The organism is Leptospira bandrabouensis, from assembly GCF_004770905.1.
Lineage (GTDB): Bacteria > Spirochaetota > Leptospiria > Leptospirales > Leptospiraceae > Leptospira_A > Leptospira_A bandrabouensis.
Genome location: NZ_RQHT01000014.1, coordinates 953,755 through 974,294, shown reverse-complemented (window position 1 = coordinate 974,294; position 20,540 = coordinate 953,755). Strand labels below are relative to the sequence as shown.

At 38.4% G+C, this 20,540-nt stretch carries 20 protein-coding genes; 9 read left to right on the top strand and 11 right to left on the bottom strand.

Going from position 1 to position 20,540, the window contains the following annotated elements; translation table 11 throughout:
• Positions 1-16 precede the first annotated feature (16 nt).
• From EHR07_RS11820 to aroC, 6 genes are all read right to left on the bottom strand, one after another.
• On the bottom strand, positions 17-1,231 hold the full coding sequence (locus EHR07_RS11820; protein WP_135745257.1) for an acetyl-CoA C-acetyltransferase: 1,215 nt from the start codon (positions 1,229-1,231) through the stop codon (positions 17-19).
• A gap of 71 nt (positions 1,232-1,302) precedes the next feature.
• A complete protein-coding gene (locus tag EHR07_RS11815) occupies positions 1,303-2,274 on the bottom strand; it encodes a hypothetical protein (protein ID WP_135745256.1) in 972 nt (323 codons plus the stop codon).
• Between the two features lie 208 nt (positions 2,275-2,482).
• On the bottom strand, positions 2,483-3,010 hold the full coding sequence (locus EHR07_RS11810) for a NuoI/complex I 23 kDa subunit family protein (protein WP_135745255.1): 528 nt from the start codon (positions 3,008-3,010) through the stop codon (positions 2,483-2,485).
• Positions 2,997-4,445 carry an NADH-quinone oxidoreductase subunit G gene (locus EHR07_RS11805; protein ID WP_135745254.1) on the bottom strand — a complete coding sequence of 483 codons (1,449 nt, stop codon included), beginning with the start codon at positions 4,443-4,445 and terminating at the stop codon, positions 2,997-2,999. The genes EHR07_RS11810 and EHR07_RS11805 overlap by 14 nt, the downstream gene beginning before the upstream one ends.
• Positions 4,446-4,498: 53 nt before the next feature.
• Positions 4,499-5,239: a response regulator gene (locus EHR07_RS11800; RefSeq protein WP_135745253.1), complete on the bottom strand. Its 741-nt coding sequence runs from the start codon at positions 5,237-5,239 to the stop codon at positions 4,499-4,501.
• A 16-nt stretch (positions 5,240-5,255) separates the two neighbouring features.
• Positions 5,256-6,392 (bottom strand): chorismate synthase, encoded by a 1,137-nt coding sequence (gene aroC, locus EHR07_RS11795; protein WP_135745252.1) that lies wholly within the window; start codon positions 6,390-6,392, stop codon positions 5,256-5,258.
• On the opposite strand from aroC, the gene EHR07_RS11790 reads away from it, so the two are divergent.
• The 4 genes from EHR07_RS11790 to EHR07_RS11775 are packed head-to-tail and all read left to right on the top strand — an operon-like array spanning position 6,383 to position 9,169.
• Positions 6,383-6,949 (top strand): LIC_10042 family TonB-like protein, encoded by a 567-nt coding sequence (locus EHR07_RS11790; protein WP_135745251.1) that lies wholly within the window; start codon positions 6,383-6,385, stop codon positions 6,947-6,949. The genes aroC and EHR07_RS11790 overlap by 10 nt on opposite strands.
• Complete coding sequence (locus EHR07_RS11785) at positions 6,936-7,475, top strand: UpxY family transcription antiterminator (RefSeq protein WP_135745250.1); 540 nt, start codon at positions 6,936-6,938, stop codon at positions 7,473-7,475. Before EHR07_RS11790 ends, EHR07_RS11785 begins: the two co-directional genes overlap by 14 nt.
• Positions 7,472-8,446 carry a KpsF/GutQ family sugar-phosphate isomerase gene (locus EHR07_RS11780; protein WP_135745249.1) on the top strand — a complete coding sequence of 325 codons (975 nt, stop codon included), beginning with the start codon at positions 7,472-7,474 and terminating at the stop codon, positions 8,444-8,446. The genes EHR07_RS11785 and EHR07_RS11780 overlap by 4 nt, the downstream gene beginning before the upstream one ends.
• Positions 8,447-8,452: 6 nt before the next feature.
• Entirely contained in the window at positions 8,453-9,169 is a 717-nt protein-coding gene (locus EHR07_RS11775; protein WP_135745248.1) for a type I 3-dehydroquinate dehydratase, read from the top strand.
• A gap of 2 nt (positions 9,170-9,171) precedes the next feature.
• On the opposite strand, the gene EHR07_RS11770 is transcribed toward EHR07_RS11775, so the two are convergent.
• From EHR07_RS11770 to EHR07_RS11760, 3 genes are read right to left on the bottom strand one after another with little or no spacing between them, the layout of a single operon-like run.
• On the bottom strand, positions 9,172-10,749 hold the full coding sequence (locus tag EHR07_RS11770) for a tetratricopeptide repeat protein (RefSeq protein ID WP_135745247.1): 1,578 nt from the start codon (positions 10,747-10,749) through the stop codon (positions 9,172-9,174).
• A 44-nt stretch (positions 10,750-10,793) separates the two neighbouring features.
• Positions 10,794-12,401, bottom strand: coding sequence for a GMC family oxidoreductase N-terminal domain-containing protein (locus tag EHR07_RS11765; protein WP_135745246.1), 1,608 nt, complete (start codon positions 12,399-12,401; stop codon positions 10,794-10,796).
• A 10-nt stretch (positions 12,402-12,411) separates the two neighbouring features.
• Positions 12,412-12,918 carry a hypothetical protein gene (locus tag EHR07_RS11760; RefSeq protein ID WP_208739772.1) on the bottom strand — a complete coding sequence of 169 codons (507 nt, stop codon included), beginning with the start codon at positions 12,916-12,918 and terminating at the stop codon, positions 12,412-12,414.
• Between EHR07_RS11760 and EHR07_RS11755 the strand changes: the two genes are divergently transcribed.
• Genes EHR07_RS11755 through EHR07_RS11740 form a run of 4 tightly spaced genes read left to right on the top strand, consistent with a single transcriptional unit; the run spans position 12,860 to position 17,633 of the window.
• A complete protein-coding gene (locus EHR07_RS11755; protein WP_135745244.1) occupies positions 12,860-14,284 on the top strand; it encodes a peptidoglycan recognition protein family protein in 1,425 nt (474 codons plus the stop codon). The two genes, EHR07_RS11760 and EHR07_RS11755, sit on opposite strands and share 59 nt — an antisense overlap.
• A gap of 23 nt (positions 14,285-14,307) precedes the next feature.
• Positions 14,308-16,950, top strand: a complete 2,643-nt coding sequence (pepN, locus tag EHR07_RS11750; RefSeq protein ID WP_135745243.1) for an aminopeptidase N — start codon at positions 14,308-14,310, stop codon at positions 16,948-16,950.
• A gap of 9 nt (positions 16,951-16,959) precedes the next feature.
• Positions 16,960-17,283, top strand: a complete 324-nt coding sequence (locus EHR07_RS11745; RefSeq protein ID WP_135745242.1) for a TRL-like family protein — start codon at positions 16,960-16,962, stop codon at positions 17,281-17,283.
• The gene (locus EHR07_RS11740; RefSeq protein WP_135745241.1) at positions 17,280-17,633 is read left to right on the top strand and encodes a TRL domain-containing protein; all 354 of its coding nucleotides are present in this window, start codon (positions 17,280-17,282) and stop codon (positions 17,631-17,633) included. The genes EHR07_RS11745 and EHR07_RS11740 overlap by 4 nt, the downstream gene beginning before the upstream one ends.
• On the opposite strand, the gene EHR07_RS11735 is transcribed toward EHR07_RS11740, so the two are convergent.
• The gene (locus tag EHR07_RS11735; RefSeq protein WP_135745240.1) at positions 17,630-18,583 is read right to left on the bottom strand and encodes a glycerophosphodiester phosphodiesterase; all 954 of its coding nucleotides are present in this window, start codon (positions 18,581-18,583) and stop codon (positions 17,630-17,632) included. The two genes, EHR07_RS11740 and EHR07_RS11735, sit on opposite strands and share 4 nt — an antisense overlap.
• A 388-nt stretch (positions 18,584-18,971) precedes the next feature.
• Between EHR07_RS11735 and EHR07_RS11730 the strand changes: the two genes are divergently transcribed.
• The gene (locus EHR07_RS11730; protein WP_135745239.1) at positions 18,972-19,466 is read left to right on the top strand and encodes a helix-turn-helix domain-containing protein; all 495 of its coding nucleotides are present in this window, start codon (positions 18,972-18,974) and stop codon (positions 19,464-19,466) included.
• Positions 19,467-19,516: 50 nt separating this feature from the next.
• Here EHR07_RS11730 and fliG read toward each other — a convergent pair whose 3' ends face one another.
• Positions 19,517-20,530, bottom strand: a complete 1,014-nt coding sequence (gene fliG / locus EHR07_RS11725; protein ID WP_004785217.1) for a flagellar motor switch protein FliG — start codon at positions 20,528-20,530, stop codon at positions 19,517-19,519.
• Between the last annotated feature and the right edge of the window lie 10 nt (positions 20,531-20,540).

The window sequence follows — 20,540 nt, the reverse complement described above, 5'->3', positions numbered from 1 at the left end:
TTCTTAAAGTTTTATCTTACTTCAATCTTTCGATGATGGTAGCAATTCCCATACCGCCACCGATACAAAGAGTGATGAGTCCGTAACGAAGGTCTCTTCTTTCCAACTCGTCAAGTACGGTTCCAGTCAAAATCGCACCAGTTGCTCCGAGTGGATGTCCAAGAGCAATCGCTCCCCCATTTACATTGATTTTGGACTCATCAATTCCGAGTGTTTTCTTTACGTATAACACTACAGAGGCGAAAGCCTCGTTGATTTCCCAAAGGTCAATATCTTTTACGCTAAGACCAGCTTGTTTCAAAGCTTTTTGCGAAGCAGAAACAGGACCAGTTAACATGATCGTTGGATCTTCGCCTGTTGCCACTGTTGCAAGAATTTTTGCACGTGGTTTCAAACCGTATTTTTTCAATCCTTCGTCATTAGTCACTAGGATCGCAGCTGCACCGTCAACGATTCCAGAAGAGTTTCCAAGTGTGTGGATGTGGTTAATTTTTGTTACTTCAGGGTAAGAACGAAGAGCAATCGCATCCAATTCTTTTTCACCAATCGTTTTGAAGACTGGGCCAAGACTAGAAAGGAAGGCATAATCAGATTCTAAACGTGGGTTTTCTTCTTCTGTTACTACAGTTCCATCATCCAAAGTAATTGGGATCACAGATTTTTTGAAGTACCCATTTTGAATGGCAGCGTGTGCTTTTTGTTGTGAAGATTCTGCAAAACGATCTGCTTCTTCACGAGAAATATCATACTTTGTTGCGATTAGGTCAGCAGAGATCCCTTGTGGAACTAGGTTGTAATGTGCAGCAATTTTATCGTTACCTACGTTAAAATCACGTCCCATCATATCATCACCCATTTTCACACGGCTCATGGATTCAACTCCACCACCAACTCCAATTTCCATTGCTCCGGAAGCAACATGGTTTGCTACGTTGTTAAGGGCTTGTAATCCAGATCCGCAAAAACGGTTTACTGTATAACCAGGAACATCTTTTGGCCAATGTGCCGCCATAACCGCATAACGAGCGATACATGCAGCTTGGTCAGCTACTTGGGATACACAACCCATTACAACTTCTTCAACCGTTTTAGGATCGATTCCGGTACGTGATTGGATGGCTTTTAATGTGGCAGCAGCTAATTCTTGTGGATGGACGGATGCAAGTGTCCCGCGTTTTTTGCCCTTTCCTCTCGGAGTTCGGACAGCATCAATAATATAGGAATTCCCCATGGGTTTACCTCTCTCTGGGTGTTCTAGGAAAAACGTACAGAGTTCGCCTCATAAGAAAAGTAAAAAAATCATCATTTCGTCATAGTTTTCATGAATTTGTGACGGTAGTAGAGTAATTTTGCCCGGATTTGGCACCCGTAACCCGAAAACATCGCATCGAGCCTGTCTGCTTTGCTTTCAGTTCGTTCTTCAGCGATGCGGATGTACCGAAAATTGGGTTCGATGGCCTCCGCAAATTCTCGTTTATTCCAATCTACATAACGCCAAGCGCTAAAACTATGGTTCACTCCCACCTTCTCATCGATGGTTCCCAGGAGTTGGAATTTGGATTCGCAAGGGGTTCTAAAAAATATGTAACGATTAAAAAAATAGAGTATCGTTCGATGCGGATTTGCCTCTAAAACCGAACGAAAATGTTCCCGCATTTCCTCTACAGTATAAAACAGATCGGGACCCGAATTGGTGCTGCGAAAGATGACTGGGGAAAATTCATTCGGTGTATATAATTTTGTTAAAATTCGGATATAAGATGGGTCATCCAGTCGGTAAGGAATTTCATTAAATGCAAAAGGAAAAGGATCTCTTTCTGTGAAATGAATTTCAATATACCGAGTGTGGTCGTATTCCGGGTCATTGATATCGGTAGCCACAATCTTTTTGATATACCGAGAAAGAAATTGGTCTTCGTATAAATCACGAACTGTCACAGCTCCCTCTTCATAGAGAATGGCACTCCCAAAATCTATAAAGCTAGCACCATCTAACAATCGTCCAATGGATCCATATTCATGATGTAAAATTCGATTTCGAAAGATCGAACGTAAAATCAAATTGTGATCGTATAAACGTTTACGGCCCGATCTTTGTTCTACGACTGTGTTTTTAGTTTTTTTAACTTTATAGTAATGAATATGATTGGCAAGGCCAAACCTTAACTTTTCAAACGCATGGTTTTCTAATACACGTTTTTCATCTTCTTCATTTTCGATAATGGTAGTCTCTGCAAAAACTGTAGAAGGAAAACTAAAAGGTACCGTTATCATCCAAAAAAATAGACAAAAAATAAAACTAAAACTTTTGGTTACGATGTATTGGTTTGGAATATTTAGAACAAAAAATCTAAAGTTGAATTTTTGAATCAAAGAATGTAAATTCACAAGTAGATTTATCAAGTGGGATCAAAATTTAAAAACCCGGATTCGTCACGAAACAACAAAAACCGGGTAATCAAATAGAATTGAAAAAATAGATTTAAATCCTTTGGCCGAGAATGGGCCCGCCAGTTTTTTCCATCATTCTTTCTTTCGTTAAAAACAAATCTTCACGATTGTCTGCTGCCATCTCTCCTGTTCCATCTAAGTAAATCGCACCCTTAGGACAGGCTTCCTCACATAATCCACAGAAAATACAACGTAGTAAGTTGATTTCAAACTTCTTTGCATATTTATCTTCTGGGTGAAGGTGTTGACGATCCGTTGGTACTTCTGCTGCTTCAATATGAATGGCATTGGCAGGACAAATCCACATACAACAAAAACAAGCAGTACATCGTTCCCTACCTTGTTCATCTCGTTTCATGGAGTGCATTCCGCGAAAGCGAGTCGAATATTGGCGTTTTTTATCAGGATATTCGATAGTCACTTGTTTGTTGAAAAAAGCTACCTTAACGAAATGTTTAAGAGTAATCCAAAGGCCTTTGCCGATGGACCAAAAATAAAACTTCTCATACCAAGAAAACTGATGTTTTTTGGCTACGTTGATGACATTAACGGTTCCCAACAGATGCCTCCGCTTTTTCAGTCAGTTTTTGAAAGATCAAATCCATAACACCAGCTGCCGTTTCTAATCCTTTGATTGGATTTATCGATTGCTCAAAGTTTTGTTTCAGGCCGTTTTTATTGGTAAAACTACCTGCCGATTCCGCAAAAATTTGAATTGGTGCCGCCAAACTTGCGCTTTTTGCTGCATCAGTCAAATTGGTATCAAACACAATGACTTTTGATGGATCAATTCCTTCCGGGATTGATTCCTTTAAAACAATCACCAAATCAATGGCACCGGACTTAATAGCACTGGTGATTCCTGAAATTCCAGAAGTAGTAGTGATTCCTAAATCTACTGCTCCCTTTGTATTAGGGTGGTAATCTTTTGTGAGTAAAAAATCCACTTGTTCGGTATCTTTGTTTTGTGCATCTGTCACACGGGATTCCCATTGGATAGACTTGCCACCTAACTCGCGCGAGATCGATTCAAAACTTTTTTTCAACGAATCCAGCGTTTCATTGGATTCATGAGCTCCACCAAGAACAGCAATGGATTTCGCTGCTTTCATACGATCTGCAATTTTAGAAATGACTTCTTTGGACGTAGAAGGTTTTCCTGCTTCCAAATAACTATGAAGACGATTTTCATTCATCCAATCCAAATCAAATCTTCCTTTGTCACAAAGGAAAAACATACCTTGGTCATAGTTTTCTCGAACCATATAACGATACATTTTATTGTCTCGCACATTCGTTGTTACATTACAACCTGTAGAACAACCATGACATACGGATTTATGTGATTTATACCACCAAACGCGCGACTTAAATAATGTTTTATTATTTAGGAGTGCTCCCACTGGACAAATATCTGCCAATGCACCTTGGTAGTTATGATCAATTGGTTCTGATTTTGCAAGACCAATGATGGAATGATTTCCTCTTTCAAAAAGTCCAAGATTGGACTGACCGACCTTTTCCTCTTCAAAACGAACACAACGATAACAAACAATACAACGATTATGATTGATGATGAGATTGGTTCCAATCTCTTCTTGAGGAATATTTCGTTTTTCGAATTCAAACCTAGAATGTCCAGAACCGGAACCAAATGCGTTGTCTTGCAAACGGCATTCTCCAGCTTTATCACAAACAGGACAGTCTAACGGGTGATTTGCGAGTAAAAATTCCATTGTGCCAGCGCGAGCTTCTTTCACTCGGTCAGACTTTGTAATGATCCCCATTCCTTCTTTTACAGGAGTGTTACAAGCAGCTTGTAAACGAGGCACACCTTCAATTTCAATGAGACACATACGGCACATACCGACAATGCTTAATGCTGGATGGTAACAGAAGTAAGGGATTTCGACTCCAACTTCTTTTGTGGCGTCGATGAGGTTTTTCTTTTCGTCGACTTCGTATTCGACTCCGTCTATCTTTATCTTAACCAAAGAACAGGCCCCCTACGTTTGATTAGACCTTATCATTGGTTTTTGTCAAACCTTCATTTTGAAATTATATTTACCTCGGAAAGATAAGAGTAAGGTTGCAAATCCACGACGTTGTCGTTGAAGAATTCCGAATCCAGAAAGAGAGAACTGGCCCGGATATTGGTCTGTTTCAGAATTTTAGCAATCAGATCATCCAAAATTTGTAAGGCACGTACTTCATAAAAAAAGATCTTATCGAGATTGATTCTCAAATTGGTGAAAGAAGCTCTTCCACCCAAGGTCAACATAAACCTATCAAAGATCTCATCCTGCGATTTTTTACCCGGACAGCCCTGGATTTCCAAAAGCATCTGCGAAATGGACAATTCGGAGACAGAGATAGTTAATGGATGTTGTTTTTTATCAAAAATGTTTTCTGGTTTGAGTTGCAAAACCTGCGCAATTTTTTCGAGTAGAGCTTGGTTTGCGATGGGTTTCAAAAGATAAGCGGTAACATGGCTTAAGGCCGCACGTCTTACTTGTTCTTTTTCGCCAACCGCAGTTAACATGATGACGGGGGTCATCTTTAACATGTCTTTGCCTTTCTCTAAAAAACTGATTCCGTCCAAATAAGGCATATTGACATCGCTAATGACTAAATCAAAACTATTGTTTCTGATTTTGGTTAGTCCCGACATCCCATCCACAACATGAGTGACATCAAAGTTATACCTTTCTAAAGTATGTAGTAGTAGTTTGGCACTACTTTCATCATCTTCAAGAAGTAAGATTTTATAAACTTTGGGTCGATTCATTTGTTTTAGGATTCCTTTATTGTTCCGGTATAGAATCTAAGTTAGCATATTTCATAAACCATTTTGGCTGTAAGGCTCTTTGATAAAGATAAGCATCCACTAACACAAGGTTTACTACAGCTTCCACAATGGGAACAGCTCTAGGTAAAACACAAGCATCATGGCGACCCTTTGCCTTTAAAACAGTTTCTTCTTTTTTATCATTAATCGTTTTTTGTTCTATTTTAATGGTCGAAGTTGGTTTAAAAGCGGCACGGAGGATCAAATCCATTCCGTTAGAAATTCCACCTTGGATTCCACCGGAATTATTGGTTCTTGTTTTTACTTTTCCTGTTCCCGCTTCTATATAAAACTCATCGTTATGAACTCTTCCTGTTTGGCGAGTACCGGAAAATCCAGAACCCACTTCAAATCCTTTACAAGCAGAAATCGACAAAATCGCTTTGGCTAAGTCTGCATCCAGTTTATCATAAACAGGATCTCCTAAACCAGGAGGTAGATTTCGAACGGCAATTTTTACAACACCGCCTACCGAATCTCCTTCGTCGCGAAGTTTGCGAATGAGAGTCTCCATTGCATCATTGGACGATTGTTTTGGACATCTTGTTGGAAAATTGTCCACAAAATCTCTTGAAGTAGGATATTCTGATTCACTAATATTAGAATCGATTGTACCAATTGAATCCACCCAACCAACGGTTGAGATTCCAAGTTCTCTCTCTAAAATCACACGAGCTAAACCCGCTGCTGCCACTCTTCCGATGGTTTCTCGAACAGAAGACCTTCCACCGCCCACGTGCGCTCTGTGTCCGTATTTTTCGGAATAAGTATAATCTGCATGAGACGGTCGAAACACATGAGCCATTTCATCATAGTCACTACCGATGGTATTTTGGTTATTCACCTTCATTAAAATGGGACTACCAGTTGTTTTACCCTGGAAAACTCCAGACTCAACCACCATCCGATCTTTTTCATCCCTCGGAGTGGTAAGATCATTTTGGCCTGGCCTTCGCCGTGTTAAATCTTTTTGGATTTCTTCTTCAGGAAATGGAAGGCCGGCAGGAACTCCATCCACAACCACACCAACGGAAGTTCCGTGGGACTCACCATACGTAGATACTCGAAAAATTTTTCCCCAACTTGAAGGCATATACGGACAATGAAAATGGAGATTGCATTCTCTCCAATAAAGTTTTTCATGTTCTTGGAATGCACATTCTCTTTGAAGGCCAGAAATACAAGGCAATGGTTGTCAGTTTTGGATTTCACCTTTTGTTATTATTGGCTTTCATTGCTTATAACCTCCAAGGGGACATAGATTCGACATATTTAAATTTAAAAGAAGGTGGAGCCGTTTCGACCCTTCGGTTACAATTTTCTTCCGGAATCGGAAAATCCCAAACATCTTCCTCCACAAATCATACGCAAGACGATGGAACCAAAACTCTAGAAGAGGAAATCTCGGAATTCCAGAATTGTCTCAGTTATCCAGCCCTTGCTTTGGAACAAAAACTGGAAGATACATGCGTTTATAAACTTTCTGTAAAAGAAGATGGTACTCTAGAAAAAATTGCAGTGGTCACCGCGTGTAGGTATGCCGTCTTTGATTTACAGGTGCGTCGGCAACTCGCTGATTGGCATTTTCAATATTCCAAAGGTAAAGAAATTGTTCTACCCATTAGGTTCCGTTTAGATGTCCGAGACTAATCCCCCCATAGAAGAAAGTGCTTGGTACATTGTGTATACAAAACCCAGAGCGGAAAAAAAACTCAGTGAACTTTTAACCAAATACCATTTGGAAAACTACCTCCCTATCCGCAAAGAAAGGAAAAAATGGACTGATCGATTTAAATGGATCCACGTTCCCATCCTTCCTTCTTATATTTTTGTAAAAATCGTATTCTGGAGGGATAAAAATAAAGTCCTCCAATTACCAGGTTCTCACCATTTTGTATTTCATAAAGGCCAACCAGCAACCGTGACCCAAAACGATATTGATATATTAGAAGAAGGTCTACAAAAGTATGCTGATAGTTTGAAGGTTAGTCCTGAATCCGTATTAGAAAAAGGGAAAATGGTTCGCATCATTAGCGGAGCACTAAAAGACAAAACAATGGAAATTTTAAAAGTTAAAAATAAAACCTTAGTGGTCCTAAGGTTACCAGGTGTAGAAACTGCTTTTTCTTATGAAATCAAAGTAGATGATTTAGCCTGGGAGGAATTACTTGTATGAAAGAAAAAGATACACTATCGATCGTAAAACAAGCGCTTGATGACGAAATTTCATCTTTAATTCATTTTAGAGATGAGTTAGATCCGTCCGTAAAAGATTGTATCGATTTAATTTTAAAATCAAAAGGGAAAGTGATAGTCACAGGAGTTGGTAAATCTGGTGACATAGCCAAAAAAATTTCTCATACACTTTCCTCCACGGGAACCTCAGCCTATTTTTTACATCCAACAGATGCATCCCATGGGGATTCAGGCATTGTAGGACCAGATGATGTAGTTCTTGCCATTGGAAAAAGTGGAGAATCGGAAGAACTAAACTACATACTCCCAACACTTCGTAAAATTGGTGCAAAGATTGTAGGAATCACAGCAAACGCCAAATCAAAGTTAGCTACCCTTTCCGACATAGTTATCATCACTCCTGTATTAAAAGAAGCCTGTCCTTTAGATTTGGCTCCTACCTCAAGCACAACGATTGCTCTCGTTTTAGGTGATGCCATAGCTGTGGCTCTTATGGAATTAAAAAATTTTCAAGCAAATGATTTTGCCTTATACCATCCGGCAGGAAGGCTTGGAAAACGACTTTCTCTTTATTTATCTGATGTTATGCGAAAAGGGGAAAGAAATGCGTCGATACCGGTAGATGCAAATCTCGAAACTATTCTCAAAGAAATCACAGAAAAAGGAATTGGAGCCACAGGTGTTGTTGACTCTAATTCAAAACTCATAGGCCTCATCACAGACTATGACATTCGAAAGTATTTAACAAAAAACACTCTATTACCTACTGTCACTGCCAAAGATATGATGAACGCTAATCCAAGCAGTTTCCGACCAGAAGAAAAAGCCTATGACGTCTTAATCAAAATGGAAGGCCGGGAAAGACCAATATCGGTGGCTCCCGTTGTAGATGATAAAGGTGTATTTGTGGGAATGATCTCCCTTCACGACTTATTACAAAAAGGACTTTAATTGATTATGCCAGAATCTTATAAAATCATAGCCTCTGTTGGAGAAGACGACTTACGGCATTTGCAAAAAAAAGATGTAAAGGAAATCGATGTGATCGAAGTACGATTGGATCTTTTTTCCAGAAACTACATTCAAAAGGAAATGAAAAAAAAGCTAAAAGCCTTAGGTCTTCCAGTGCTTTTTACTTACAGGCGAGCAGAAGATAGTAGCGTTCGTTCTTATGTAAAACTATTTCACGAAGATGTAGAAGGAATTTTAAAAGATTTCAATGATAATGCAAATTATCTGGATATTGAATTAAATCGTGAAGACACCATATTTAAAAATTACGAAAATCTAAACTACCGAATCATTTATTCTTATCATTCGTTTAAAAAATCGATCCTTGCCAATGAAATGACAAATTTCATAAACAAAGCAAAACCCGTAAAAAAGAAAAATCCGATTTTCAAATTTGCCATCACACCTGAAGACATCGAAGAAACTGCCGACTTTTTAAATGATATCAAACTTTTGTCCAAATCAAACACGATGATTGGAATTTGTATGGGAGAACTAGGAATCATCTCTAGAGTTTTTGGAGACAAATTTAATTCCTCATTCACTTATATGACGTTAGGCGAACCAAAAGCACCAGGCCAAATGTCTGTCGAAACATTTAAAAAACTCAGGGCAGATTTATTTAAAAGTCCAGGTTTAGCAAAAGAATCAAAGGAAGATTAAAATTAGTTTTGGGAACTTACGGTTCCCGCTTTTGTTTTAATAAACTCACGAAAGTTTACATCTTTCCAAATATCTTTAAAATCCTTTTCTAAGGACTCGGAAACCCAGTATTCTGGTTTTAAATCGGCAGCTAACTTAAACTGTTCCTTTGTTTTAGAGATGTCACCTTTTTTAGAGTAACATCTAGCAAGAAGGTAATGGCCCGAAGAGGAACCTGTCACTTTCTGTAAAATGGTAATCGCCAAGTCCACTTTACCTGAATAAAAATAATTGCGACCACGGTAGAATAAAAATTCCCGCGTTTCTGCTTTTGCAGGATCTTTTTCTAAAACTGAAAAATAAGTTTCTGCTTTGTCAAATGCATTGGTTTCCGTATAACGCCTTGCTAGTTTAAGAAATCCAACTTGGTATTTTTCTGGACTTTGGGTTAAATCAGGAAATTTAGAATCAATAAATTCAGAATACTTTGCAAAACTGGATTCAAATTTTTTAGTACGTTGTCCCGCTTCAAACATACATACAAAACGGAACATATGTGATTCCACTTGGTTGGGGTTGAGGGAAAGCGCTTTATCCGCAGATGAAATACAATTTTCCCAATCTGATTTTTGTTCGTATAATCTTGCCAAGGCCAAGAGCGGTGGATCTTTTTGTAATTGTTTGTATGCTTGTTGAAAAGATGTTTCAGCTTTATCAACTTCAGCTAACTTTTGATAAGCGATACCTTCATTTAAATAAACATAATACAAAAACACATTTGTATCTTTCGAAAATGGATTTTTTTTGGCTCTTTCAAAGGATTCAATCGCAGATTTAGGATCATCTTGTCTCAGTTTAACAATGCCCAGTTTATAATGGTATCTAGATCGATTTGGATTTTTTTCAATGAGAGTTTTAAGATTGGTCTCCGCTAAATCATATTTTTTTTCTTCAAACAAAGCCAACACATAATCCCAACGGACATCTTCTAAATTTGGTTGGTTAGCCAAAACTTGTTCATAATAAGAACTTGGCTTTGTAGATTCCTGAACTTCAGAAACTTCTTCCTGTTTTTTAGCCGCGTCTTTTTTTAAATCAGCATGTTTAGGTTCCGTATGTTTCGTTTCTTGTCTTTGTGGCTGTGAATAAGATTGTGAGGAAGAAGGATTTCCTTTGTTTCCGACAGCGCGATTGTATATTTTTTGTACTTCTTCGTTTTTTGGATCATACTTCAAATAACGTGAAGAGTACGTTGCCGATAAGTTCCAGTCTTGGTGATAATTGAAAAATAGTGCGAGTTTTAAAAGGACAGTTTTTCTTTGGTCTTTGTCCAAATCCAAATCGACGGCTCTTCGAAAGTTTTGAATGGATTTAGGATAATCTTTTTTATATTCATAAATATATCCCAAATACATATACGCTTCCCCGTCTTGCGGGTGTGAGTCGGCGTGTTTTGTGAATTTTTTAATCGCTTCGCCGTATGCTTTTTTCGAAAAAGCTTTTTTACCTTCTTTCATTGCATCGCTGTCAATAGCGAATGCTGTAGTGTGAAGGATGACAAAGATAAATACAAAGGAAAGATATTTCCGCACGGATTCCAAACTAGTTAGAACCCGTGGGATTGAAAGGGATTTTTGGAAAAAAGTTAGATCTTCGTTCTTTCTTCTTTTTGTGAGGCTAAATTTCTCGAAGCTCTGAGAACGATACTCATTGTCGTTATTTGTGGGTTCACCGAAAGTCCCGTAGGGTAAACTGAGGCATCCATGACAAATATGTTTTTATGACCATAAATTTCCAAATTTAAATCAACCGCACCTTTTTCTGGATCATTTGCTGATTGGATGGAACCGTGAGGGTGTGCAGAACCAACTGTTAAATCTCCTGGTTTTGTGCTTTCTTTCAAAATCCAATCAAAATTATCGTTTCCTGTAACTTTATATGGCTCTGTAAACCTGGTGAACGGAAAAATTAATTCTTTAGCACCAGCTGCCACAGTCACTTCTGCAAGGGCTTTGAGTCCTCTTAGCATGTTAAGACCATCTGTGGGTGTTAGTTCAAAATATACCTTTCTTCTTCCCAAACTATATTTTACACTCGCATTGGCTTCCCCATCTGCCCCATCACGAACTAAAACAATTCCCGCATTGTATTTGGTAAAATCCTTCATCACATCAAACTGTTGTTTGCCGTAAAAAGGAACAAGAGAAGAAGCAAGTGTAGGTCTGTAAGGTGCCGCTTCTAACCAATATCCATAACCAGTACCATTTTGGTTATGACCATCTTTGATTACAATGGACTGCGGAGGACCATGAAACATTTTGATTTCCGAATCAAACTTACCAAAGATAGTTGATGTTGGATGAACTTTTAAATTCCTACCTACCCAACCGTTTCCAATCCCACTTCTTTGTAAAAGGGCCGGACCTTCGATCGCACCTGCACTGACAATCACAACAGGGGCTTTGATTTCCATCATCTCAATCACTTCTGTTGGAGCAGTTTCATACGCATCAGGTGTGAACTCAGCAATGACAGTTTTGATTTTGCCTTCTTTGATTTTTGCCGCTCTCATATTGGATATAACAATGGCTCCCGCTTCAATCGCATCGGGGATCCAAGTCAAAAATGCCGATTGTTTTGCGTTGATAGGACAACCTAGTCCACAACGTCCAAGTCCAATACAACCACGGTTATTATTACGAAGAACTTGTGGAGTGAGTCCCATTTTTTTTCCACCCACGCGTAACACATTATTGTTCGCATTAACTAAGTTATCTGGTACTTCGTGCACACCTAATCGTTCGTGTACTTCCGAAACATAAGAATCCATTTCTTCTCTGGAGTACCCTTGCCACCCAAAACGTTCACTCCATTCATTGGTTACGTAATCTGGCGGATACAAAGAAGTTTGCCAATTGACAGTGGTAGAACCACCAATCGACTTCCCTTGTAAAATAGATAATGTTTGTTCTTCTGCTACGATAAATCCAGCATCTCGATACAATCGTGCCTGAGAAATGAATTCATCTGAATTAAATTGAGCAGGAGTAAAATAACTTCCTTCCTCAATGAGTACAACTTTCCAACCGTTTCGCGCAAGCTCACTTGCCGCAACGGCACCACCAGCTCCAGAACCAATGACTACGACATCAGCACTGAGTTCCCATTTTCCATTTTGAATTTTATGTTCTTTAATAATCTCTGCATGTTTTTTCGGAGTAATGATTTTTTGGTTTGAAAGAGGAATTCCCATATAGCCTGCCTTATTGGATATAACCGACAAATTTTTGGTATTCTTTGTCAGAACTTAAAAGGAAAAAAGAAATCTGCCTAAGGATGGCATAAACTCCGCGTTTGAGCCCAAGGGAAGAGTGTTTCCATTCTTGCAATCGTTTGATTCGTTCTTCCATCGGTAGTTTTACAATGGGTGTAAAAGAAAAATCCAACGCCATTGCTGCTAAAATCGAAGAAGGCACACTCGCTAACAACTGTATGACGCTTTCTGTTTCGATGGGATAGGGATGTCCATACACATAATTATCTAAAGCAAGTCCAAGGTCAAAATTCGGAATGGGGTTGTCTTGGAGGAAGACTTCTTGTAAGCTACGAAAACTATGGTATTGTTCTGGAGAAATTCCCCGAAGAGGAGGAGTTGTAAGCCCAGGACCACAGTTCACTCCATGAATCGAAACTGCAGTAAGGGCAAAACATTTGAGAGAAAACTTTAAGAAACGATTTCGTGATAATAGAAAGGGTGTGTACGGCTCCAAGTCTCTTTTCCTTGTTATGATTTTGAACCCATTGTGTCAGAATCTTGTAAAATTATCACTCATTTTCCTTATTTCCACTGGATGTATTGGTATTTTTCGAAAGGCTCCTGATTACCCATCCATTCGCATTGAAGGTTTGGTATCTTATAACGAACTAGAGTCGATTAAGAATGTAAAATGGAATTCTCTCTCCAAAGTCCGGGACCCAAAATCTGTATCTGCTCTTATCCTTCACAACTCCGGAAAACGAAAGTTACCTGAGTTTTTTAAACTTTCTGCCGCCAACCAATTCCTGTTTCACATTTACGTGGACTCTGAAGGAAATATTTTTGGGGATCCCAACTTTTTAAACCAGGAATGGTCGGCTGCACCTGGAATTGATTTAGAATCCATTCACATTGTTTATGAAGGAACCCAGGAAACACTTTATAACAATCGCAAACAACGAGGAGTTCTCAACCAAGTGATTTCCTATTTGGCAGAAGAATTAAACATACCCAAATCCAATTATGATGTCATTTCAAAACGAGGCATTTTTACACATAACCAAACCAAACGTCGGTTTGGCGGATTTGTAGATTTTTCCCCTTGTGGCAGTGAGTTAGCTCTTAAACAAATTCTCTCCGAAATCGATGGTAAATTTTATGAAGAAGATGATTGGAAAGATCGGTTTGTTACTGGTTGGGTATTAAAAAAAGAAAACAAAGAAATTTTAAAAGATACCTTCAAACCCACCAATGGAAGAGGCATCACAAAACCAGAAAAAATCACTATATCACGAATTGAAAAAGACGAAAAAGGATTTCCACCGGAAGATTATAGAGTTAAGTACACCTTCCGTGGAAAAATCAAACCAAGTTGTGTAGTTTTACATTACACTGCCATTTCCGATTATTTTAAATCACTTCGCACACTAGAAGCAAGGAACTTAACGGCCTCTATCATGATTGACAATAACGGAAAGGCTTACCAACTCCTTGATGTTTTGGAAGACAGAGCCGCCGCAGCCACGGGAACTAACGATAATTGTATCCAAATCGAAATTGTGGCCAAAGATACAGAAGAACTTTTAAAACAACCAGAACAAATCCAAACCGTAAAAGATCTTGTGACAGAACTCACTACCAAATATAAAATTCCACTCTCTAATGAAAAACTAGAGGATTTATCTGGCGTTTTTAGCCACACCCAAGCCAAAAAAAAATGGGGTGGTTCTATTTTTCTAAACGCAAAAGACTTTGATCCAGGCGAAGAGTATATGGAAATGATTTTAAATTCCATTGGTGGCAAATACTATAGTGAACCAGAATGGAAAAACCGAAAGGCAATCGATTGGGCCATTTTATATCGTAACTTTCAACCTTAACGAGACGGAGAGACAGAGCTTCTATGAAACAACTTTTACATTTTTTTTACTTACTTTTCGTACTTTTAGTTTTAGATTGCCGTCTCAAAAAACCAGTTTACCACCTAACCCAATCCGAAGCAGAAACTCGATTCGAAATTATAGAAGACATTCATTATGAGTTAGATGTCCATCTCAGTTCGAAGGAAACCTTTGAAGGAAAAGTTAAAATTCGTTTTTTTGGAAAAAAACTCCGTGACTTACGATTGGATTATTATGAAGGAAAAATCAAAAGTATCATTTTAAACGAAGAAGAACTTACTAATCTTCCTTACGAAAATGGCCATATTCAATTGCCAGCAAACAATCTAATGATTGGGAATAACACACTCACAATTTTGTTTGAGACTCCTTATGCCAAAACAGGTAACGGCCTGCATAAATTCACAGATCCAGATGATAAAGAAGTTTATCTGTATTCACAATTTGAAGCCTTTCATGCGAACAAAATGTTCCCTTGTTTTGACCAACCTGATTTAAAAGCAACATTCCAACTCAATGCAACAGTGCCTAAAAATTGGAAGGTCATTTCCACCACACTTCCTCATTCCCAAACCAAAGGACTAAATCCCGAAGAAATTTCTTTTTCCTTTCCAGAATCAGCAAAGATCTCTACCTATGTTTTTTCTCTCCACGCAGGCCCTTATCAAGTTTGGGAGGATAAATTTGAGTCCATCCCTTTAAGATTATTTGTTAGGAAGTCACTTGCTAAGTATGTAGATCCCAAAGATTGGTTTATCTTTACCAAAGAAGGATTTGCCTTTTTTAATTCTTATTTTGGAATTCCTTATCCATTTTTGAAATATGACCAAATCATTGTTCCCGAGTTTAACTTCGGAGCTATGGAAAATGTTGGCGCCGTCACTTTTTCCGAACGATTTGTTTCTCGTTCACCAATGACAAGATCTCAAAGAGAAAATCTTTCCGATGTGGTTTTGCATGAAATGGCACATATGTGGTTTGGAAATCTTGTTACCATGCGTTGGTGGAACGGATTGTGGCTTAACGAAAGTTTTGCGACCTATATGGCAAGTTTAGCCCAAGCAAAAAATTCTGAATTCAAAGAAACTTGGATTAGTTTTTTTGAAAAGATGAAACAATGGGCTTATGAAGAAGATAGTTACAGTACGAACCACCCTGTAGAAGCAAAAGTTTCTGACACGGAAGAAGCCTTTACACAATTTGATGGAATCACTTATGGAAAAGGAGCCTCTGTCCTCAAACAATTAGTTTATTTTATTGGAGAAGAAGCCTTTCAACGAGGTGTTCAAAATTATCTTCGCAAATATTCTTATTCAAACTCTACTCTCTCTGACTTCTTAAAAGAGTTAGAATTTGCAAGTGGGTTTCCTATGAAAAAATGGTCGAAAGATTGGTTAGAAACCAAGGGAACCAACCAAGTAGAGTTAACAACTGTTTGTGCTGATAACCAATTCTATTGGAAAATAGTACAGTCGGCTCCTGGTTCAGAAAACAAACTGAGAGATCACAAAACAATTTTAGGTCTCTACTTTTTTGATAAACCTAACAGACAATTGTCCTTTGAAGAATTCCCTGTGGTTTATTCTGGTCGCTCCACTAATGCCATTTTTTCTTTAAAAACCTGTCCCGATTTTAGTTTTATCAATGCCGAAGATCATGACTTTGCGATCTGGAAGTGGACAGAACCAAACAAAGAAAATTTAGAATATGTTTTAGAATACGATACTGACCCGATGCGAAAACTCATATTGTGGACTGATTATTTTAGACAAGTGCAACTTGCTAATATCACATTTGATGAATTCAAAGACACAGCAGTTCGTTTATATCCCACCGAAACTGATATCAAAATCAAACGATGGATTTTATCACGTTTGGCCGGTGACAATGGTTCCACATATGTAACTAGTAGGTTCTGGTTTCCCGAAGAAAAACGAATTCAGGATTTAAATACTTTACAAAGTTTTTTATGGGAAGAACTAAATAAAGCAAAACCTGGAAGTGATGAACAAAGATACTTATTTGTTTCGCTCATTGACTCCACTTATACAACGACTTCTAAAAAAAGACTCTATGAGTTTTTAGAAAACAAACTTTCTGTAAACGGCTTAAAAATCGACCAAGACTTACGTTGGAATCTAATCATTAAACTCAGTTCCTTAGAATCGGATAGAACCAAAATTCAAAACCTGATCGAACGTGAAAAGAAAGTCGATCCTTCTAGTCGAGGAGTTAATTCCAGTTTGGCGGCCGAAGGAGCAGAACCCAATCATTTTGTAAAAGAAAAATGGATTCAAGTTCTGCTCAACCCAAAGTCAAGTCAGTTCTCCTCATCAACTCTACGTGTGGTGTCTTATTCCTTGTTTCCAGAACACCAAAAAGACATCCAACTCAGCTTCTTAGATACTTATTTTGATGCTTTGGACAAATTTAACAATGGTGAAGATGAAAACTATTTAGATGCCTTTGCTAAAAGTTTAGCTCCAGACTTTTGTACTGACGAAACTTTACTCATTCTAAAGAAGTTTACAGGAAACCATCCCCGTCTTCCGGTTCCTGTGAAAAAAACTCTTCTGAAACAAATTGATTCAGAAAGAAAGTGCATTCAAATGAAAAACAAACATAAAGATCTCATAAACAAATAAGGATTTTTTTTGAATCGGTTTTTGATTTCACACATACTACTTCTTTTGATTTCTATTTTGAATTTTGGAAATTGTGCCTCCCCAGGTTTTGGACCAAAAGGGTATATTTATACCAAAACAAAAATTGGAATTTTTGGAACAGGGGAATCTTCCAAAAGAAGGGCCACATCTTGCATACACTCTGTACTAGGGCTATTTTCTTTTGGCGATGCTTCCTTAGAATTTTTGAAATCAAGATCCAAAATCCAAACTGTCACAGAAACTAATTGGACCACCTTTTCCATTTTGGGAATGTATGCGAACCTTTGTGTCGAGATCTCAGGAAACGAATGAAAAAAGACTCTCGATTCATTTCGAAATCATTTGTGGTTTTGGTTTCTCTTATTTTCGCTTTCTTACTCACTCAATGTGTTAATTTAGGACAACCACAGGGTCTTGGTCCTACAGGTATTTTGTATGCCTCTTATTCTTTAGGACTTTCAGAACGTAACCTACCAAAACTTCCGTTAAAAAAAGGGAAAGCTTGTGTCAAACGATACGGTTTCTTTTTTACAACTGGTAATGCGAGCATTGGCGAAGCTGCCAACGCAGCAGGAATTGTGGATATTTACCGAATCGAAAAAGAGGCAACGAATTACCTCTCTCTTTATTCATCCCTTTGTACGGTGGTTTGGGGAATCTAAGGTTTTTGACGAACTACCGAGTCCAATAAATCTGGATAATCCGAAATAATTCCATCCACACCACAAGAAACAAGTCTCCTCATTTCTTTTTCTGTATTGACAGTCCAAGGAATCACCAACATGGATTTGTTATGCGACTCTTTCACAAATTTGTGTGTAACATATAGAAAGTATGGAGAAATGATATCAGCTTGTTTTTCTTTTGCGGCTGACAAAATGTTTTCTCGATATCCATTTCCAAAACCAATCGTCATCAAAAAACCTTGGAAGTAAGTGGGAACAAACAAAGCACTGGTTTTAATTTTTGGATTTTTAACCTTGGAAACAGCCAAAGTCCGAAGATCAAATGATTGAATGGTTGTCCTTTCTACGACATTATACTTTTCAATGATTTGAATTAGTTTTTCAGTATGTTCTTTCACTAAACTATCGGGTGCAGAACCGTCATCCGGAAATTTTGTTTCAATATTGAACTCATAAACTTCTTTTGATTTTTTTTCCGCTTGTATTACCTTTTCAAAAAACTCTTCTAAGGAAAGAAGTTTGGTACCAGGAACAGGAGTTTGTTTTGGAAAGTTAGGATTTTTTTTGGATCCACAATCATAAGATTGCAGTTCGGCTAACGTAAGTTCATAAAGTGAAGTTTTTTTAATCTCAGTACCATCTGCGTTTTGACAGATCACAGGATTGGTATCCGAATCATGGTGGATGACCACTCGTTTGTCTTTAGTAAGAACCGTATCTAGTTCCAATGTAACCATTTTATATTTGATCGCTTCTTCAAAGGCAGGCCAAGTATTTTCTGGTTTTAGTCCTCTTGCCCCACGATGACCTTGTAAATCGATCACTTTACGCAAACGGTTGGGTGGTTCTACTGTAGCACAGTTGGTAAAATAAAGCGTAAAACAAATTAAGAATAAACTAATTCTAAATGTTAGGGTTTTCTTCATCAATGGTTTCCTTTCTAACGGATTCCATAGTAGACATTCATTGTGATTAGAAAGAAATTTTTAAGACTATTTCCAAAAAGAAAACGGGCCCACTCAATGGAAATCAGGGAAATTCCAGTGTGCCGTAAGAACTGACTCATCGCAAAACACGGAAAAATAAAGAAATCAAACGGGGAAATAAGAAAAGGCTGGAAAAAACGAGCACACCACCTAGGCTAAGCCCGGTGGTGGACTCCAGAAAGGAAATTTAGCGTAATTTGAGCCTAACGGTTCTTTCCCTCTGCAAGTCAAACCTATCCATGCGAATCTTAATCCTTCAGAACGTTCAAAACGTTTTTTAGGCCATTTCAGACCGTTAATAACGGAAATTTTGAATTTTTTTTAAAACATGGAAAAAGTAAATCACTTTAGAAACTACCGAGAACGACGAAAACTTACTAGAATCGAATTATCCGAAAAACTGAACATTCCAAGGTCTGCCGTAGAACTTCTGGAATCCGAAGATTGGATCCGCTCCAAGTTTGATTATGTGGTTTTAGTCTCCAAAGAACTCGGATTGTCACTCATTGATCTCATCCGACAAGAATTCGATTACGACTTAGAAAAAGAATTTTTTAATGAGGAAGAATTTGAAGAGATCGTAGCGCGATATGCCAACGCCAGAGTCACTTTGATACTTTCCGAATTAAAACTATTTTGCAGTAATGCAAAAGTAAGATTGGATGATTTTGATATTACAGAATTTTCTTTTTCGATGGGAAACTTACATAAACTCATCACACTAAACCAAAAATTAGAACGTGGGGAAATTTCTCCGAAAGATGCCCTGATTGAATTTCCACCAAAATGGGGAAAATTCAGTAAACGAAATAAAGATAATTAAAATTAGTTTTAAATTTCGATTAAGAAAAAGTAGAAAATAACTTGTGGGTGTTATACCACAAGTTCGTCTTCTCCCGCACGAGCCACAACGATCTCGCCCGCTTCTTCCAGTTTACGGATGATGTTTACAATTTTTTGCTGAGCGTCTTCCACGTCTTTCAATCGAACAGGACCCATAAAATCCATATCTTCCCTGAGTAAGTTGGCAGCACGTTTGGACATGTTTTTAAAGATTTTATCTTGTACTTCCGAGTCCACAGACTTAAGTGCTTTCGCCAAATCCGTGTTATCTACTTCACGCATTACCTTTTGGATCGCACGGTCGTCGAGTAAAACGATATCTTCGAATACGAACATCCGTTTTTTGATCTCTTCTGCAAGTTCCGGATCTTCCTCTTCCAAGGCCTCGATGATGGTTTTTTCTGTTCCCCGGTCTACAAGGTTTAGAATTTCCACTACAGAGTCAATACCCCCTGCCGAGGTATAATCCTCAGATGCAAGAGTAGAGAGTTTACGCTCTAACACCCGTTCTACCTCACGGAGTACGTCCGGTGATACCCGGTCCATCGTTGCAATCCGTTTGGCCACTTCCGCTTGGATTTGGTGTGGTAAGTTCGATAAGATATTGGATGCTTTTTGCGGATCCAAATAGGAAAGAATGAGTGCGATGGTCTGAGGGTGTTCCCCCTGGATAAAGTTAAGGAGGTGGGCCGGGTCAGTCCTTCGGATAAAGTCAAAGGGCCTTACTTGTAAAGACGAAGTAAGCCGGTTGATGATATCGATGGCTTTCTGATTTCCGAGAGCTTTTTCGAGTAATCCACGGGCAAAGTCGATACCACCATTGGTGATAAACTCTTGGGCCATCATGAGTTCATTGAACTCAACGAGCACCTTTTCTTTGTCTTCTGGAGTGATTTTATCTAAACGAGCAATTTCAAACGTGATTTGTTCGATCTCGTCTTCCCGGAGGTGTTTGAAGATTTCGGAGGCCACTTCGTTTCCAACCGCAACCAAAAAGATGGCGGCCTTTTGTCTTCCTGTAAGCGATGGCTTCTTATTGATCATACTTCGTCCC

Excerpts from the sequence above, each read along its gene's own strand:
- EHR07_RS11820 (WP_135745257.1), bottom strand. The coding sequence starts at position 1,231 with ATGGGGAATTCCTATATTATTGATGCTGTCCGAACTCCGAGAGGAAAG.
- EHR07_RS11815 (WP_135745256.1), bottom strand. The coding sequence starts at position 2,274 with ATGATAACGGTACCTTTTAGTTTTCCTTCTACAGTTTTTGCAGAGACT.
- EHR07_RS11800 (WP_135745253.1), bottom strand. The coding sequence starts at position 5,239 with ATGAATCGACCCAAAGTTTATAAAATCTTACTTCTTGAAGATGATGAA.
- aroC (WP_135745252.1), bottom strand. The coding sequence starts at position 6,392 with ATGCCTTCAAGTTGGGGAAAAATTTTTCGAGTATCTACGTATGGTGAG.
- EHR07_RS11785 (WP_135745250.1), top strand. The coding sequence starts at position 6,936 with ATGTCCGAGACTAATCCCCCCATAGAAGAAAGTGCTTGGTACATTGTG.
- EHR07_RS11780 (WP_135745249.1), top strand. The coding sequence starts at position 7,472 with ATGAAAGAAAAAGATACACTATCGATCGTAAAACAAGCGCTTGATGAC.
- EHR07_RS11775 (WP_135745248.1), top strand. The coding sequence starts at position 8,453 with ATGCCAGAATCTTATAAAATCATAGCCTCTGTTGGAGAAGACGACTTA.
- EHR07_RS11765 (WP_135745246.1), bottom strand. The coding sequence starts at position 12,401 with ATGGGAATTCCTCTTTCAAACCAAAAAATCATTACTCCGAAAAAACAT.
- pepN (WP_135745243.1), top strand. The coding sequence starts at position 14,308 with ATGAAACAACTTTTACATTTTTTTTACTTACTTTTCGTACTTTTAGTT.
- EHR07_RS11740 (WP_135745241.1), top strand. The coding sequence starts at position 17,280 with ATGAAAAAAGACTCTCGATTCATTTCGAAATCATTTGTGGTTTTGGTT.
- EHR07_RS11735 (WP_135745240.1), bottom strand. The coding sequence starts at position 18,583 with ATGAAGAAAACCCTAACATTTAGAATTAGTTTATTCTTAATTTGTTTT.
- EHR07_RS11730 (WP_135745239.1), top strand. The coding sequence starts at position 18,972 with ATGGAAAAAGTAAATCACTTTAGAAACTACCGAGAACGACGAAAACTT.
- fliG (WP_004785217.1), bottom strand. The coding sequence starts at position 20,530 with ATGATCAATAAGAAGCCATCGCTTACAGGAAGACAAAAGGCCGCCATC.